Origin of the sequence: Psychrobacter celer, assembly GCF_016107555.1 — a bacterium.
Lineage (GTDB): Bacteria > Pseudomonadota > Gammaproteobacteria > Pseudomonadales > Moraxellaceae > Psychrobacter > Psychrobacter celer.
Window position 1 is genome coordinate 1 of record NZ_JABASU010000031.1, and the last position, 15,482, is coordinate 15,482.

The following is a 15,482-nucleotide window of genomic DNA, read 5'->3' on the forward strand; positions in this document are numbered from 1 at the left end:
GGCTTGACCGTCTTGCAGAAGGAATCCCCTCACTTTAGGGAGGGGAGGAAGTCAAAACCTGCTAAATATAATATGGCAAGCAATAATGCATGTATTCGTCAGTGCTTACTTACGGAGTCATCTTGATTTGCTATAATGGGCCACAGGCTGATAAGTCAGCACGGCAAACGACTTCACGGCAAACGATTTATAGTATTTATAGTTGGCACGAAGATGCTTACTTTTTTGGTTGATTATCATGCGTATTCGTAAACTGTTTAAATTTGAAAACGCTCATATTGTGCGTAACTGCAGCTCAGAGCGTTGCAAACACTCTATTCATGGTCATAGCTATCAGATTGAGCTGATACTTGAGGCCACGCGTTTGGATCACGGGCAGATGGTCTATGATTTTGGTTTATTAAAATCCTCGATCAAAGACATCATTGACAGCTTTGATCATGCCATTTGTTTTTGGAACAAAGACGATCCTGAGTATATCGCTGCTTGCAAAAAATTCAGCGCGCGCTGGATCAGTTTGCCAGTGTCACCCTCAGCTGAGCAGTTTTCGCGCGTGATATTTTTTTGGGCGCAAGAAATCCTAGCGCAGACGCAAATGCAAAACGGCGAGGCAGACGTCAGTGTGTACTCGGTGATAGCCCACGAAACAGCCACAGGTTACGCTCAGTGCTTTTCTGATGATGTGGCAAACGTGCAAATGGGTAAGCTTATTTTAGAAGATTTTGAGTTTAGTGAGCAAGTACGAAGCGAATGGCATGATCCTGAGCTTTATGCCAAGCTCATCCGCGGTGAGCGCTTTACCAATCCTGCAGTCACCATGCAAGTACAGGCAGGTAATCGTGATGTCGAGTAATACAGAAGCAGCCAAAAACACCAAAACGTTGACGCTGCGTACAGAAGATGACACCCAGCGTTTGGCGGCGCAGTTAGCAGCGCTATCGCTAAGTGGTAGTGTGTGGCTGGCAGGTGACTTGGGCGCGGGAAAGACGACCTTGACCCGCTACTGGTTACAAGCGCTTGGTCATGCAGGAGCAGTCAAAAGCCCGACTTATACATTGGTAGAGCCGTATACTATTGCACAAAGCGATGGCTCAATAAAACCGGTCTATCACGCCGATCTTTATAGGCTACAAGATCCAGAAGAGCTGTCTTTTATCGGCTTTGATGAGTATCTAGATGAGCCAAACGCGCTGGTTATTATAGAGTGGGCTAGCCGAGCAGACAGCTACTTGCCGCCGCCCAGCATATTTATCGACATTACGCAAGCCACCAGCGATGACTGTAATAACGACACAGAGTATCGGCATGTTGAGCTGCGTCTATCCAGAGTAGGGCAGGCGCAAGGCATAGATCTGTCTGCTTTACATATTTAGCTTTTGTCTACTTTGCTTTTTTAATGCCATAACGATACCTTTTAAATGCCAGAGACTCCTCCTCAGACCCGTATCAAAAAACTACCACCGCTGCTGGTCAATCAACTGGCCGCAGGTGAAGTGGTGACGCGCCCGGCTGCCGTGGTAAAGGAGTTGCTAGAAAACGCCATTGATGCTGGCGCAAGCGACATTGAGATACGGGTGACCCAAGGCGGCATGGGCATGATCGAGGTGATAGATAATGGTACTGGCATTCATCCTGATGATATGGTGATGGCGATTACCCGTCATGCGACCAGTAAGATTGCAGATGTGGCCAATCTACAAGGGATTACGACGTTGGGGTTTCGCGGGGAAGCATTGGCTGCGACGGCGGCGGTTTCTCGCTTAACCTTGACCAGTAGCCCTGACGATAGCGGCGTCGGCCGTCAGTTACAGGTTGCAGGCGTGCTGGCTGATGTACCGACGCTCACGCCCGTGGTGCATCATCGTGGGACGACGATTACGGTCAAAGATTTGTACTTTAATGTTCCTGCTCGGCGCAGCAATCTTAAATCTATTGCCACGGAGTTTGGTCATATTGAGGCGATTGTCCGTGATGTGGCTTTGGCTCGCGCAGACGTAGCACTAAGCCTGTTTCATGATAATAAAAAACGACTATTACTCTCATCCAACCCGATGACCTCTCATGGAATGCCAACCGAGCGTAATCAGGCGGCAGATTGGGCGACCAACTGCAGTGCTAATGCCCATCAAAACAGTCCAAACCCGTTATCGTTATCACGGCTAGAGCAAGCATTGGGGGTTGCTTTGACGACCAATGCGCTTGAGATTATGCTTGATCTGTCGGGTCTACTACAGCAGTCTTTCGTGTCCGATGCTGGGATGGGGGGTGATAGAGCCAGTGTCCATGGCTGGCTGTGGCCCAGTGTCGAAACACAAGTGTCGTCGGCACAGAGTATGCCAAAGCTGCTCTACGTCAATGGCCGTTTGGTCAAAGAGCCGATTATCAGCAATCAGCTGCGTCAATTGGCTCAAAGCGCGCGGCTGGCAGGTCTGGGTTATGCGCTATATTTTGAGTTGCCAGCCGAGTGGCTCAATATCAATGTACACCCGACCAAACAGCGTATTAAGATCAGTCCTTTAAACAACATCATGGCGCATCTCAATCATGCGGTTCGTGCTAAGCTAAAGCCCATTATGCCTGCGCAGCTGCCAGATGAGCCTACTCACAAAAAAGATAAACGATCAGCAAATTACAATGCTACCAATAGCCGCTCAGACAATAGGTCAGATGCTGAGCGTTGGCTGTCATCTGCAGTAGCCACCAATGATCATCACAATAGCTCATCACGGTTGCAGTATCGGCAGTCCAGCAGACGAGTCAGTGAATACCAGCAGCGCTATGAGCTATCCAAAAACCCAGATAGCACGGCAACGGTGACGCCAGTAGGCAAGGCCCCGACTAAGACGTTGACTAAGACGCCGGGTGAGTCAAAGGATGCCGCGCCGCAGGTGGCCTCTACAGAGTATGGGTTAAAGACGCTTTACTTAGATCTCGTCTGTTTAGAGGTCATCCATTTGGACAGCTTACATAGTATCAAGCCACTCATGGAATCTGCTGCTACAAATATAGATACATTTATAGATAAAGATACATTGCCGTGGTTACTGTTTTACCATCAAGGTCAATGCTCGGTTGTCAGTGCCGCCGTATGGCAGTCGCAGCTTAGCTTGCTGTTTGCGCCCAATCGGTGGACGGATAGTACTTATACAGATCAAGCTTGTATTGCCACTGATATCAATCAGCAACTAAGCGAGATAGGGCAGCGGATGTCGATGCCAGATGCGTTAGCATTCAAGGCTGACTTACAGGCTTTGCTAAGTAACCATGCCATTTATTCGGTAGCGGGCAGTCGGTTAATCGCATGGATGCTATCAGCCGCCGCGCCGTCAGTATCATAACCATATCACCAGTACCCGTCTTTTATAGCCAATCACCCGTCAGCCTTATCATAAAAACCCTACAATAATTATCATATACTCTGCGATTAGCCATTGTGCTTTAGCATGTGTAAGGCAGTTAGTGTGGCGTTGGTTCATAATTTATATAAAAATCATTTATAAAGGTCGTTTTATGCAACTCTCCTCTGATAGCTCGTCTTATCGCTTAAATCCCAATTTGGCGGACAACAGCGTGGTGTGTTTGATGGCGCCTACCGCCAGTGGCAAGACCGCGCTAGCGTATGAGCTATACGACACAGGACGCTATGAACTAATATCAGTGGACTCAGCACTGATATATCGTGAGATGAATATCGGAACCGCCAAGCCCACAACAAAGGAGCTGGCGCGTTATCCGCATCATTTGGTCGATATTATCGATCCTGTGCAAAGCTATAGCGTCGCGGAGTTTGTCAGTGATGTGGCGCGGCTGATTGAAGCCTGTCATCAAAACGGCAAAATACCACTACTGGTCGGCGGTACCATGATGTATTACATGGCGCTGCTAGATGGGCTCTCACCTGTGCCGGATAGTGATGAGGCAGTACGCCTGCGCGTAGAGCAGTGGCGGCAAGAGGACGGTATCGACGCGCTGTATGGCTATTTGGAAAAGGTGGATCCGATCAGTCATCGGCGTCTCAACGCCACTGACACGCAGCGTATCACTCGCGCGGTCGAGGTGTATCTGCAAACGGATACAGCGATCAGTGACTGGCAGCAGCAGCCCAAACAAGCCCTCGCGCACAATACAGACCAACAATGGCATGCGCTGGCCGTCATGCCAGAGCGCTCGTGGTTACATCAGCGCATCGAGCAGCGCTTGGATATCATGTGGCAAGAAGGGCTGGTTGCTGAAGTCCTAGGCCTGCTTGAGCGTCATTCGTTAACGCCTAACATGCCCTCGATGCGCTGCGTTGGCTATCGGCAAGTGTTAGAGTATCTCGTCCAGATTGAGCACCCAGTCTTTGAGCACAGCCACTTAGACAAAGCGCTGTTTTATGATGCTTTTTTAACCCCGTCATCGCAAGATCAAGTGGCTGTCTCTACCAGTGAGCGGCAGCGGCTTGCTTGTCAGCAAATGCAAAATAAGGCATTATATGCCACTCGGCAGCTGGCAAAGCGTCAATACACATGGCTACGCAAGCTCACGCAGCTGTCCACCCTGTCTGATCCGCAGGTCAATGACGCGCACTCGCTTGCCCATCCTAACGATCGACAAGCCGTTCATCCAATCACGCTACAGACATTTGATACCATGGCCCATGTCAGAGATTACTTGTATTAACGCATGTTTTATCAATATGTAAAAAATAATGACAATTAGTTTCAAAATATAATGTAGATAACTGGTATAATTTAAACCTAGTAAACTAGTGGGAATTGCCTAGTTATTGCGGTTTTTATGGGTATTGACTGACCTTTGTTTATAGAAAGTCTTTGTGAAACAAGTGGTTACTTAATTATTCACAATAAAAGCGTATTCACAAGAAAAGCGTATTCGCGATAAAGTAGAATGACTCACATAGCATGCGTGTTTATTTGGATGCGTTTGATGAAAGCGTATCATTGTATCTATCTTCAGCCATTATAATGAAAGCCACACTTAAAATAATTGGCACTCAAAACATAATTATATAATATTTAGGAGAGACTTCATGTCAAAAGGACAAACTTTACAAGATCCGTTCTTGAATTCGCTGCGCAAAGATCGCATTCCTGTCTCTATCTTTTTGGTTAATGGTATCAAGCTGCAAGGTCAAATCGAATCGTTTGATCAATACGTGGTACTGCTCAAAAACACGGTCAGCCAGATGGTTTACAAGCATGCCATCTCGACAGTAGTGCCAGCACGCAACCCACGTAGCGGCACTACTGGCACGGGTAGTCAAACACAAGGCGTTAGTCCAACTGGTTATCAAGGCGGCGGGTTTGAACGAGGCGGCAATCCTGCGGGTGTCGGCGGTTTTGAAGAGCGTGGGTTTGCTTCGAGTCGTAGCGGTTTTAACCGTGGCGGCTTTGGTCAAGGCCAAGATCGCGGGTTTGAGCGTGGTAGCTTTGGTCAAGATCGTGGGTTTGAGCGCGGTGGATTTGGTCAAGACCGCGGCTTCGAATCGCCCGCAGACGAAGGGTCTCACGACGATAACGGCTAGGCGGCTTAGTACAGGATAAACGCCGCGATGCGATATGACTGATTGAATTAAAACCTGCTTTATAGTGGGTTTTTTTATATGATTTTTTATGGTTTTACAAGCAATGGAATGGGGCGTTGATACTCTAATACCCGCGCCTCTCAGTACGTTTGAAGATATTATTAATATTGACGATAGTATAGTAAAATAGTGAATTGATTCATGATAACAATAGAGCGGATCCATGAGTAATACCCAAAGCAATCTCACCCACGAGCAATTTATCAGCACTGCTATTGAAGCCATCAATACGGAAATTTCTGCGCTGGCATTGTTGACAGAGCAGATAGATGATCGATTTGCCCAAGCCTGCGATATTATTTTGGCCTGTCAGGGTCGTGTGGTGGTGACGGGAATGGGTAAGTCGGGACTGATCGGGCGCAAGATAGCGGCGACCTTTGCCTCGACTGGTACGCCTGCGTTTTTTATGCACCCAGGCGAGGCAGGGCATGGCGACTTAGGGATGCTGGTCAAAGGTGATGTGCTGCTTGCCATCTCCAACTCTGGCGAGTCAGATGAGATTAAGATGCTACTTCCCGTGGTCAAGCGTCTAGAGATTCCGCTGATCAGTATCAGCCGTGATAAGCGTGGCATGTTGCCCCGTTCAGCGGACATCGTATTGACACTCGGCAAGTCGCAAGAAGCTTGCCCGCTGAATTTAGCACCGACTTCTAGTACCACAGCGACGTTGGCATTAGGTGATGCGTTGGCAGTGGCTTTGGTACATGCGCGTAATTTTACCTCAGAAGATTTTGCGTTGTCGCATCCAGCAGGCGCGCTTGGTCGTCAGCTACTGACGCGCGTGGAAGACTTAATGCACTCCAAGTCTGAAGACTTGCCGCTTATTCATCAGCAAGCGCCTTTACAAGACGCCCTCTTTACGATGTCAGCTGGGCGTTTGGGTATGACGGTAGTGATTGATGACAGCGATAGAGTGGTTGGCGTTTTCACAGACGGGGACTTGCGCCGTGGCTTAGAAAAAGGCATCGATTTACAAACACCGATGCATGAGGTGATGGTCAGTAATCCTCGCCGTGTCAGTAAAACCATGCGAGCATCAGATGCGCTAAGCGTGATGAACGAAAACGGTATCAGTCAGCTACTTATCATCGATGAGCAAGACCGCTTAGAGGCCATCATTACCTTGCATGATCTACTAAAGGCTGGTGTAAAATAACTTTTATTACGAAAAGTACAGAAAGTAAGACAAAGCGCCACTAAACAAGAACCAAGCTCATTAGCCGCTAAAGGGCATGCAGTTTAATCACTATCTATAACATAATAAAAGAGAGATATCATGCAAGACTTAATCAAAAAAGCAGGGAGAGTCAAACTTTTGGTGATGGATGTCGATGGTATCTTATCAAACGGTCAAATCATTTATGATGCCAATGGCACCGAGACCAAGGCTTTTTCTGTACAAGATGGCGTCGGCGTCAAGTCGTTGGCGCGCTATGGTATTTTGACCGCCATTATCACAGGGCGCAGCAGTCCTATGGTCGATAAGCGCGCCCGTGAGATGGGTGTGGATTATGTCGTACAAGGTCGTGATGATAAACTGATTGCATTGACTGAGTTGTTAGCGATGCTGGATCCTGCGCTCAACATCACAGCAGCAGACTGTGCCTATATGGGCGATGATTTACCAGACATAAAAGCGATGCAGACCGTAGGATTTGCCGCCACTGTCCCTAATGCTCATGCCGAGGTTATCAAACGCAGCGACATGGTGACGACGAGAGCGGGTGGTACAGGCGCGGTACGCGAGATATGCGATTTGATTTTAAAGGGTCATGGACACTATCAGGATTTTATAGCGCACTATACACTTGAGCAAACGCAAACTGGGGATGAGGGACTGTGAATACACGTGTATTAATCGTTCTGGCATTGATTATCGCTGGTATCGCTGGTTGGTTCTTTCAGCAACAAGGCGAGATAACCCCGCCGGTCAGTATGGAAGCGACCGATGTCGACTATGAAGCAACGGACATCAAGGCTGTGCAGACCAATGAGCAAGGCGAGACAGAATATGAGCTGACCGCCGAATCATTGACCCACAACCCTGTGACCAATCTCGATGAGATGTCCGGTATTACCATGAACTGGGAACCATCTGCCGAGCAGCGCTATCGTATTGAGGCTGGGAGTGCCGCTATCAGCCAGCAGACAGGGGAGCTTAGCTTGTCTGGCGGTTTTACCCTCATCAGTGAAGGTAATCCGGATAAAGAGGTCGAGCCTATCAAGGTGACGGGCAGTACGCTAAAAGGCAATACCAAATCAGGACAAGTGTATAGCGAAGCACCTGTGAAAATCGAGCAAGGAGCAAACCGTTTTGAAGCGGCCACTATGACAGCCAATCTCGAGACTGGTGATTATGAATTTGGGCAAGTAGCGGTCGCCTTTACGCCAGCTCAACGTCAGGACAAGGCCCTGTTTTAAAGAGTCTATTTAAAGTGGCTGTTTACAGTGCCCAGTTAGCTGCAAGTCCTCCTACCTATTATAAGACGAGTGATGTTTATGAAACCTAAATTTTTGTCTACGCTGCGCGCGCTACCGATGCTCATGCTGGTTGCGCTGCCGCTTTATAGCCACGCTCTGCCATCAGATGCCAACCAGCCGATCAAACTATTGGCAGACAAGGCCACGTATAGCGAGCGTACAGGGGTCACCAGCTATGCAGGCAACGTGATTATTACTCAAGGGACTTTTAAGATGACCGCAGATAATATCACGGTCAACCTATCTCAGCAGCGCAGTATCAACTCAGCGGTGGCGACCGGCCGACCAGCGACGATGCAGCAAATCGTGACACGAGAAAAAGGCCTAGCAAAAGGTCAAGCCAATAAGATTGATTATAATGCCGTCACTGGCATCATCACGCTGACTGGTAATGCCAGACTGGTGCAAAACGGCGCAAGTTTTGCAGGTAATGTCATTCGTTATAGTCTAAAAGCCGGCGATGTTGAGGCCACTGCCGGTGGTAATCAGCGCGTAGAGCTGGTATTTCCGCCCAATGCCAATAGCAGCCAAAGTGGTATACGTTAGACGGCAAAGCAGCTTTTGTCATCGTGCCTGAATTTTGCAAAACATGAGTAAGTTATGAGTGATAATCAAAGTATTGACCCTGTAGTCGCACCGCAAGCCTCGGTCTCAAGCACCCGACTGTCTATGCAAAACTTGGGTAAGCGCTACGGAAAGCGCTGGGTAGTCAAGGACGTCTCGTTTTCTGTCGAACAAGGACAAGTGGTGGGACTGCTAGGCCCAAACGGTGCTGGTAAAACCACCAGTTTTTATATGGTGGTCGGGCTGGTCAATATGGACAAAGGCCGCGTGACACTCGGTAAGATGGATCTGTCCAAATACGCCATGCATGAGCGTGCGCGGGCAGGTATTGGGTATCTGCCGCAAGAGGCTTCAATATTTCGCAAACTCTCTATCGAAGACAATATTTTGGCGATCTTACAGACGCGGACAGAACTAAGTGCCGCTCAGCAGCGCCAAGAGCTTGAAAAACTCATCGGTGAGTTCCATTTAGAGCATGTGCGCAAATCTTTGGGCATGAGCGTCTCTGGTGGTGAGCGCCGCCGCTGTGAGATTGCTCGTGCTCTAGCGGCTGACCCGAAGTTTATTTTGTTAGATGAGCCGTTTGCTGGGGTAGATCCTATCTCTGTCGGCGATATCAAAGACGTGATTTTGACCCTAAAAAATCGCGGTATCGGCGTCCTGATTACTGACCATAACGTGCGAGACACACTGGCCATCTGCGAAAAAGCCTATATCGTCTCAGAAGGTGCCATTATCGCTGAAGGTACCTCTTGTGAAGTGCTAGAAAATGAATTAGTGAAATCAGTATACTTGGGTAAAGACTTCCAGGTATAAGCCATCCATCTTTCATACTTTTTTACCATGGTAGGGGCTAGGTACTCAGTTTATTGGTATTATCAATCAAACACCTAAAATAGGCTCATAAATTATGGCAAAAAATAAGAGCAGTTATGTTTGTCAAAGCTGCGGTGCGCATTTTGGTAAATGGGCAGGGCAGTGTAGCGATTGTAGTGAATGGAATAGTCTGGTCGAAGCCCCAAATGTCAGCATGCCGCATCATAACAAAAGCGCGGCCAAATCTGCGGCCAGCCGTAGCAATCCTCGTACGGCCAATGCTGCTGCGACCGGCAATTACTCAGGGACACATAGTGCGGTGATGCCACTCAATGCGGTGAGCGTCACATTGGATACACGCTTGCCGACAGGTATTAGCGAGTTTGATCGTGTGCTAGGTGGCGGCTTGGTCGCAGGCTCAGTGGTGTTGATCGGTGGTGATCCGGGTATCGGCAAGTCAACCATTCTTTTGCAGACAGCGACCAATATGGCGCGCGCCGACTCGTTGGCAGGTAGTGCACTGTACGTGACGGGCGAAGAATCATTGGCTCAGGTTGCTATGCGTGCCAAACGCTTAGAGTTGCCAGCCGATAGATTGCGAGTCTTGGCGGAGACCAATGTAGAGACCATCTGTGCCGCATTGACCCAAGAGCAACCGGCGATTGCGATTATTGACTCTATTCAGACCATCTATACCGACGCCATTAGCTCGGCACCGGGCGGCGTCAGTCAGATTCGAGAGTCAGCCGCGATGTTGACCCGTTATGCCAAACAGACAGGTACCGCGTTATTTTTGGTCGGTCATGTGACCAAAGAGGGTACCCTTGCAGGCCCGCGCGTACTTGAGCACATGGTCGATACGGTACTGTACTTTGAGGGGCAGTCAGACTCTCGTTTTCGGATGATTCGCGCAGTCAAAAACCGTTTTGGCGCAGTCAACGAGCTGGGTATCTTTGGTATGACAGATTTAGGTCTCAAAGAAGTGGCGAACCCTTCAGCGATTTTTTTGAGCCGTTACGACAAGCCTGTCGCAGGCTCAGTGGTGATGGTCAGCCGCGAAGGCACAAGACCGCTATTGGTCGAGGTGCAGGCATTGGTGGACGACTCACAAGGATCGCCTAGGCGCATGGCATTGGGGTTAGATTTTCAGCGTTTATCGATGCTGCTGGCAGTGATGCATCGTCATGGTGGTATCCATACCAGCGGTCAAGACGTTTATGTCAACGTCGTCGGCGGGGTCAAAGTGATAGAGACAGGCTCTGATCTGGCGGTATTACTTGCGTGCGCGTCAAGTATCAAAGAGCGCGCTTTGCCATCTTCGCTAGCGGTGTTTGGTGAGGTAGGGCTTTCAGGTGAAATCCGTCCCGTACCCAATGGACAAGAACGGCTCAAAGAAGCCATGAAGCATGGCTTTAAGCATGCTATTATTCCTAAGGCCAATGCGCCTGCAAAAGGCGCGGCGCAGTTTAAAGGAATTAACGTCATCGCGGTGGAGCGTCTAGATGATGCCATCGAAAGCGCTTTTGAGTTATGAGGGGAGTCTTGCTCAAGCAGACACTATGAATGATCTTTAAGATAAAAAAAGCACCTAACTTATTTAAGTTGGGTGCTTTTTTAGTGCTATGCTTTAAATGTCAAACCAGTATTAGGGTCCTGCAACGCGCTCGATTGATACGTTACCGACACCTTTATTGGTGATACCTAAACGCTTAGCAGCGCCATAAGATAAGTCTAATACTCGGTTGCCATGGAATGGGCCACGGTCGTTCACCTTAACCACGACACTTTTGCCATTGGTTTTATTGGTTACTTTGACATAGCAGTTCAAAGGTAGAGAGCGGTGAGCAGCTGTCAAACCATTCATGTCAAAAGTTTCGCCGCTGGCTGTTTTGCGCCCATGAAACTTACGACCATACCAGGAGGCAAGCCCTGTTTGTTTAAATTTGCTCACAGAGTTAGAAGCCACGGCAGTGAGACGCTCTAATACATCTTCGTCGTTGCTGACTTCTGTGGTATCACTGGCCAGTAGTGAGCTGCTCAGTGCCAACGATGTTGGCTTGCGTGCTGACTTGACCAAGCTTGATGCGCCGTCATGCTGACGGCTAAGCTCACTTAAAACGCGATCGATATGGGCGGCGTTGTCTTGCGAAATCATAGCAAGATTGGTTTTTGCTTCAGCGGCATTTGCATGAGTCGCCGCTGCAGAGCCAGCGAACAACACAGCTGACACAGTCAGTAAACCAGATAAACGCTTATTCATAGATACCTCGATAACTTATATATCAACACCTAACTCTATTCTTCTGAGGTTTGGATGGAGAGCCGCAGCGCCGGAGTAATCCAGCGGTATCACACACTCCAAAGCCTTCTCATCACGATATATATTGATGACGACCAAAGGCTTTATAGGTATTAATATATGTTAATTTTATGTCATTATCATAAGTGGTTTTCACACCTAGCTACTTATGAAACGCTCAAAGGATGGTTAACGATACATACTTGATTTAAACGATAACGATCTTAGGAGAAAAGACGATGCCAAATATATAAGGCACATTGCTAACTTAATCAAGGGTTTGAGAAGTGTTCAGTGTAACTTTGTTATTAAACCGTTAATTAAGTAGTGTCTTTGCAAGCCTGCAATCTACAAGTCGCTAACTATACGGCTGAGCTACAACCAAAATATAATTGAATGCAAAGTTTTTTAGCACCTATGTACGGGTTATGTATCATAGGGCAATAAAAAGAGGGTAACGCAATTATTTGTAAAAAACAAGGATTAATGTCTATCCGCACCAACCAGTCATGGGTTGGTACTAAAGGATACTTGAGGGGGAATGTTGGATTATGCGATAGATTAAAGTAGCCTTAGCTTGGTCTGTGCGTATGAATAGACATCAGTAAGCCAAAGCCTGCCATCAAGGTGACAATGGCCGTACCGCCATAACTAATGAATGGCAACGGCACCCCAACCACGGGTAATATGCCGCCAACCATGCCAACGTTGACGAATATATACACAAAAAACGACATGGCGATGGCACCAGCCAGCAGCCGGCTATAGACATCAGGATGCGTAAAAGCGATATATAACGCCCGTGCCAGTAGGCAGCAGTAAATAAACATCAGCAGCAACACACCAAGCAAGCCAAACTCTTCTGAGAATGCAGCAATGATAAAGTCTGTATGACCTTCTGGCAAAAAATGCAGATGTGACTGTGTGCCTTCAAGGTAGCCTTTACCAGTGAGTCCGCCTGAACCGATAGCGGTTTTGGACTGTATGATGTTCCAACCAGCGCCTTGGACATCTGCCTCTGGGTTGAGCAGCGTCATGACACGCGTCCGCTGATAATCGTGCAACAAAAAATTCCATGCAATGGCCACAAAAGGTACGGCAAGAATGGCAGCTGCGGAAATCAGCCGCCAAGATAGACCAGCTAAAAACAACACAAAAATCCCACTGGCCGCGACCAACAATGATGTGCCTAGGTCTGGCTCTTTGGCGATCAACAACACCGGAACCATAATCAAGGCTAAGGTAACGATAATGCTTGCAAAAGAGGGCGGCAGGTCGCGCTTGGACAAAAACCAAGCACACATCATCGGCATCCCAAGCTTCATAAACTCTGAGGGCTGCACGCTACCGAACCCTGGAAGGTTAATCCAGCGCTGAGCACCCATCCGAACTTCACCAATGATATCGACCAACACCAATAAGATAAGCCCTAAGACATAAAAGATGGGCGTAAAGGTTCGATAAACGCTAGGAGGTATCTGCGCCATGGTAAACATCACAGCAAACGCCACACCATAACTGACCACTTGACGGATGACCATGTCCACGTCTTGACCGGCGGCGCTGTACAAAATCGTCAAGCCAATACAGCAGACCGTCAATAACAAGAGGGTCAGCCAGGGGTCGATATGAATACGTTGCCACAGCGTCGGTGCATGACCTTGGCCTAAATGATGGCTCTGACGTGAAAAACGGTATTGCGGGTTAGAAGACATAGGCAAGTGGGGCTGACAATTGGTATAAAAAATGGGGGAGCCAAAAAAAATAAGACATCAAACCTAACGATGTTGTCTTAGTATCGATAGCCTACCGTATATAAGGTAACACATAAGCAATAAAGTCACGTAATTATAAAACTATTAAGCATAAGTGTTATTTGTAAATTTTTGACCTCTATTTAGAAGCGATAGTTTAGCCTGCTTGCTGAAAATTTGATAGTATCGATAAAACGTTTTTAGCGGCAGTTTCTTGCGATGACTCATACAAAAAAACCTCTCTATAGGCAAATCTATCAGCCTATGATGGCCCTCATGCTAGGTGCCTGCAGTATCACTACCCACGCCGTTATTATAAGTGACGATAGTGAGCGCCGTATTCAAGTCAGACACGGCAACAGTACGGCAAATGCTTATGTTAATAACAGTGACTCCAATCATAGTCCGGGCGTGACCATGCTCAGCGGCGCAAATACCGTATCGGGCGACAGTATGCAAAGCTTGATTGCCCAAAAACAGCGTGATTTTGAGTCGAGCTTGTCCATACAAGAAAACAAGCGTGTCAATATCAAGCAGCGTCCACCTAGCTATACGTCCCCCAACAATCGCTATAGCACCACGCGCAATACTTATGATAATACCTATCGTGATTTTTCTAGTATGGATTTTCATGCATGGCTCAATAGCAACAGCTACCGCGCCCGTCAAGTGGCTGATTATCAGCGTTATCTTAGCGCTCGCGTTGGCGCTCAAAACGTACCGCCTTTGTCGCAGCTACTCACCACAGCACGCAGCTGGAGCAAGTGTGGCTATGAGCCCTACCAGTTGCCACCGCAAGAGCTGTGGGCAAACATCGTACCGACGTTGCGATTATATAGTGAGCTCAAGCATCAAGGTGTACTGCCTGCCACCAGTGAAATACGGTCGGTATATCGTAGCCCTGGGCTCAATGATTGTGCCGGCGGTGCTGCGCGTAGTAAACACATGAATGCAAGTGCCATAGATATTTGGGTGCCAGAATACCAAGACGATCTGTGGCGACTGAGCACCATGCAAGATGGCTTGTGTCAGTTCTGGCACTATCAAGGAGAAGCGCACAACTTTGGGTTGGGGCTATATGCCACAGGGGCGATTCACCTAGATACCGACGGCTACCGAAAATGGGGCTTTAATCATGCCAGCAGTAGCTCATCATGTCGCTATTAGCTCAAGAAAAACGACCGTTTTGCCTAAGGAGCACAGAGCCTAATAAATTTCGGTCAAAGCCGTTATAATAGTGCTGATACAATAGCGATAAGTGGCGCATGCTTTATTGATTGATCATGCCAGATTGCTGGGTAAATATTATTGGGTAAATAAGGTAACAACAGGCGTTTATGACAAGTGGGATTTATGAAAAAGCGGTATATAACCACAGTGGCAACTGCCATGATTGATAAATCGAAGGCAGGGTTTTGGCAGTCAAGTAATATACATTTGACGTTTTTTGGTGTCAGTTTTTTATTGCTTTTGGCCGTCAGTGCTTGTAGCTCAGAGAGCTTCTCTGAAAACGGCGCGGCAGGGGCAGACAAAGCAGTCATGAATGACAATAAAGCCAAAGCTGAGCAAAATGCCCAAGAGATTAAAGACAATATCAGAAACTCTTATGCCAGATTGGCCTCTGGTCGCTCTGATGTCTGTCCAAAGCTTATCCAAGAAAAGGTAGGCAGTCCGGTAGTTGAGCGTACCGCTGAAGTCATGGTCGGTGATTACTGCGATTATTTTTTGTATGCAAGAGAGGGACAAGTGATTGCTGTGCAGACAGACAATCGTCAGCTAGAAGCTTTGCTTATCGTCCCAACGCTGCATAATTTTGCCAACGGTGATTATCAGGTCGGCTCTTATGATAAGCATGTGATTCGCTTAAGCTATAATGGCGCGACGTATAAGCCTGAAAATCTGGTTTATGATGTTGCCGTTACTGTCTCTGATTTACATTAATAGCGCTCAATCATAGAATCTAAATCATAAAACATGAAAC

The 15,482-nt window shown here is 47.8% G+C and carries 15 protein-coding genes; 13 read left to right on the forward strand and 2 right to left on the reverse strand.

What is annotated here, in order from left to right; all coding sequences use genetic code 11:
- Positions 1-238 precede the first annotated feature (238 nt).
- From JFC05_RS11570 to radA, 11 genes are all read left to right on the forward strand, one after another.
- Positions 239-853 carry a 6-pyruvoyl trahydropterin synthase family protein gene (locus JFC05_RS11570; protein WP_075100957.1) on the forward strand — a complete coding sequence of 205 codons (615 nt, stop codon included), beginning with the start codon at positions 239-241 and terminating at the stop codon, positions 851-853.
- Complete coding sequence (gene tsaE / locus JFC05_RS11575) at positions 843-1,373, forward strand: tRNA (adenosine(37)-N6)-threonylcarbamoyltransferase complex ATPase subunit type 1 TsaE (protein WP_075100956.1); 531 nt, start codon at positions 843-845, stop codon at positions 1,371-1,373. The genes JFC05_RS11570 and tsaE overlap by 11 nt, the downstream gene beginning before the upstream one ends.
- A 45-nt stretch (positions 1,374-1,418) precedes the next feature.
- Entirely contained in the window at positions 1,419-3,338 is a 1,920-nt protein-coding gene (gene mutL, locus JFC05_RS11580) for a DNA mismatch repair endonuclease MutL (RefSeq protein WP_198336982.1), read from the forward strand.
- A gap of 172 nt (positions 3,339-3,510) precedes the next feature.
- On the forward strand, positions 3,511-4,662 hold the full coding sequence (gene miaA, locus JFC05_RS11585) for a tRNA (adenosine(37)-N6)-dimethylallyltransferase MiaA (protein ID WP_198336983.1): 1,152 nt from the start codon (positions 3,511-3,513) through the stop codon (positions 4,660-4,662).
- A gap of 370 nt (positions 4,663-5,032) precedes the next feature.
- On the forward strand, positions 5,033-5,527 hold the full coding sequence (gene hfq, locus JFC05_RS11590; protein WP_075100954.1) for an RNA chaperone Hfq: 495 nt from the start codon (positions 5,033-5,035) through the stop codon (positions 5,525-5,527).
- A 223-nt stretch (positions 5,528-5,750) separates the two neighbouring features.
- Positions 5,751-6,743 (forward strand): KpsF/GutQ family sugar-phosphate isomerase, encoded by a 993-nt coding sequence (locus JFC05_RS11595; RefSeq protein ID WP_198336984.1) that lies wholly within the window; start codon positions 5,751-5,753, stop codon positions 6,741-6,743.
- Positions 6,744-6,863: 120 nt separating this feature from the next.
- Positions 6,864-7,430, forward strand: a complete 567-nt coding sequence (locus JFC05_RS11600) for a KdsC family phosphatase (RefSeq protein WP_100749707.1) — start codon at positions 6,864-6,866, stop codon at positions 7,428-7,430.
- Positions 7,427-8,008: an LPS export ABC transporter periplasmic protein LptC gene (gene lptC / locus JFC05_RS11605; protein ID WP_075100951.1), complete on the forward strand. Its 582-nt coding sequence runs from the start codon at positions 7,427-7,429 to the stop codon at positions 8,006-8,008. The genes JFC05_RS11600 and lptC overlap by 4 nt, the downstream gene beginning before the upstream one ends.
- Before the next feature lie 78 nt (positions 8,009-8,086).
- The gene (lptA, locus tag JFC05_RS11610; protein WP_100749759.1) at positions 8,087-8,614 is read left to right on the forward strand and encodes a lipopolysaccharide transport periplasmic protein LptA; all 528 of its coding nucleotides are present in this window, start codon (positions 8,087-8,089) and stop codon (positions 8,612-8,614) included.
- Positions 8,615-8,668: 54 nt separating this feature from the next.
- Positions 8,669-9,448 carry an LPS export ABC transporter ATP-binding protein gene (gene lptB / locus JFC05_RS11615; protein WP_100749706.1) on the forward strand — a complete coding sequence of 260 codons (780 nt, stop codon included), beginning with the start codon at positions 8,669-8,671 and terminating at the stop codon, positions 9,446-9,448.
- A gap of 94 nt (positions 9,449-9,542) precedes the next feature.
- Entirely contained in the window at positions 9,543-10,982 is a 1,440-nt protein-coding gene (radA, locus tag JFC05_RS11620; RefSeq protein WP_198336985.1) for a DNA repair protein RadA, read from the forward strand.
- Between the two features lie 111 nt (positions 10,983-11,093).
- On the opposite strand, the gene JFC05_RS11625 is transcribed toward radA, so the two are convergent.
- A complete protein-coding gene (locus JFC05_RS11625) occupies positions 11,094-11,708 on the reverse strand; it encodes a septal ring lytic transglycosylase RlpA family protein (protein WP_075100948.1) in 615 nt (204 codons plus the stop codon).
- 611 nt (positions 11,709-12,319) lie between these two features.
- Positions 12,320-13,462, reverse strand: a complete 1,143-nt coding sequence (gene rodA / locus JFC05_RS11630; RefSeq protein WP_105245580.1) for a rod shape-determining protein RodA — start codon at positions 13,460-13,462, stop codon at positions 12,320-12,322.
- A gap of 315 nt (positions 13,463-13,777) precedes the next feature.
- Here rodA and JFC05_RS11635 point away from each other — a divergent pair, with 315 nt between their 5' ends.
- Positions 13,778-14,668, forward strand: a complete 891-nt coding sequence (locus tag JFC05_RS11635) for a D-Ala-D-Ala carboxypeptidase family metallohydrolase (protein WP_227697541.1) — start codon at positions 13,778-13,780, stop codon at positions 14,666-14,668.
- Positions 14,669-14,854: 186 nt separating this feature from the next.
- Positions 14,855-15,442 (forward strand): hypothetical protein, encoded by a 588-nt coding sequence (locus JFC05_RS11640; protein WP_198336987.1) that lies wholly within the window; start codon positions 14,855-14,857, stop codon positions 15,440-15,442.
- The last annotated feature ends 40 nt before the right edge of the window (positions 15,443-15,482 follow it).

What these genes read in the sequence shown, in the direction of transcription:
- JFC05_RS11640 (WP_198336987.1), top strand. Translation starts at nt 14,855, where the DNA reads ATGAAAAAGCGGTATATAACCACAGTGGCAACTGCCATGATTGATAAA.
- JFC05_RS11635 (WP_227697541.1), top strand. Translation starts at nt 13,778, where the DNA reads ATGCTAGGTGCCTGCAGTATCACTACCCACGCCGTTATTATAAGTGAC.
- miaA (WP_198336983.1), top strand. Translation starts at nt 3,511, where the DNA reads ATGCAACTCTCCTCTGATAGCTCGTCTTATCGCTTAAATCCCAATTTG.
- lptA (WP_100749759.1), top strand. Translation starts at nt 8,087, where the DNA reads ATGAAACCTAAATTTTTGTCTACGCTGCGCGCGCTACCGATGCTCATG.
- rodA (WP_105245580.1), bottom strand. Translation starts at nt 13,462, where the DNA reads ATGTCTTCTAACCCGCAATACCGTTTTTCACGTCAGAGCCATCATTTA.
- mutL (WP_198336982.1), top strand. Translation starts at nt 1,419, where the DNA reads ATGCCAGAGACTCCTCCTCAGACCCGTATCAAAAAACTACCACCGCTG.
- lptB (WP_100749706.1), top strand. Translation starts at nt 8,669, where the DNA reads ATGAGTGATAATCAAAGTATTGACCCTGTAGTCGCACCGCAAGCCTCG.
- tsaE (WP_075100956.1), top strand. Translation starts at nt 843, where the DNA reads ATGTCGAGTAATACAGAAGCAGCCAAAAACACCAAAACGTTGACGCTG.
- radA (WP_198336985.1), top strand. Translation starts at nt 9,543, where the DNA reads ATGGCAAAAAATAAGAGCAGTTATGTTTGTCAAAGCTGCGGTGCGCAT.
- JFC05_RS11600 (WP_100749707.1), top strand. Translation starts at nt 6,864, where the DNA reads ATGCAAGACTTAATCAAAAAAGCAGGGAGAGTCAAACTTTTGGTGATG.
- JFC05_RS11570 (WP_075100957.1), top strand. Translation starts at nt 239, where the DNA reads ATGCGTATTCGTAAACTGTTTAAATTTGAAAACGCTCATATTGTGCGT.
- JFC05_RS11595 (WP_198336984.1), top strand. Translation starts at nt 5,751, where the DNA reads ATGAGTAATACCCAAAGCAATCTCACCCACGAGCAATTTATCAGCACT.
- JFC05_RS11625 (WP_075100948.1), bottom strand. Translation starts at nt 11,708, where the DNA reads ATGAATAAGCGTTTATCTGGTTTACTGACTGTGTCAGCTGTGTTGTTC.
- hfq (WP_075100954.1), top strand. Translation starts at nt 5,033, where the DNA reads ATGTCAAAAGGACAAACTTTACAAGATCCGTTCTTGAATTCGCTGCGC.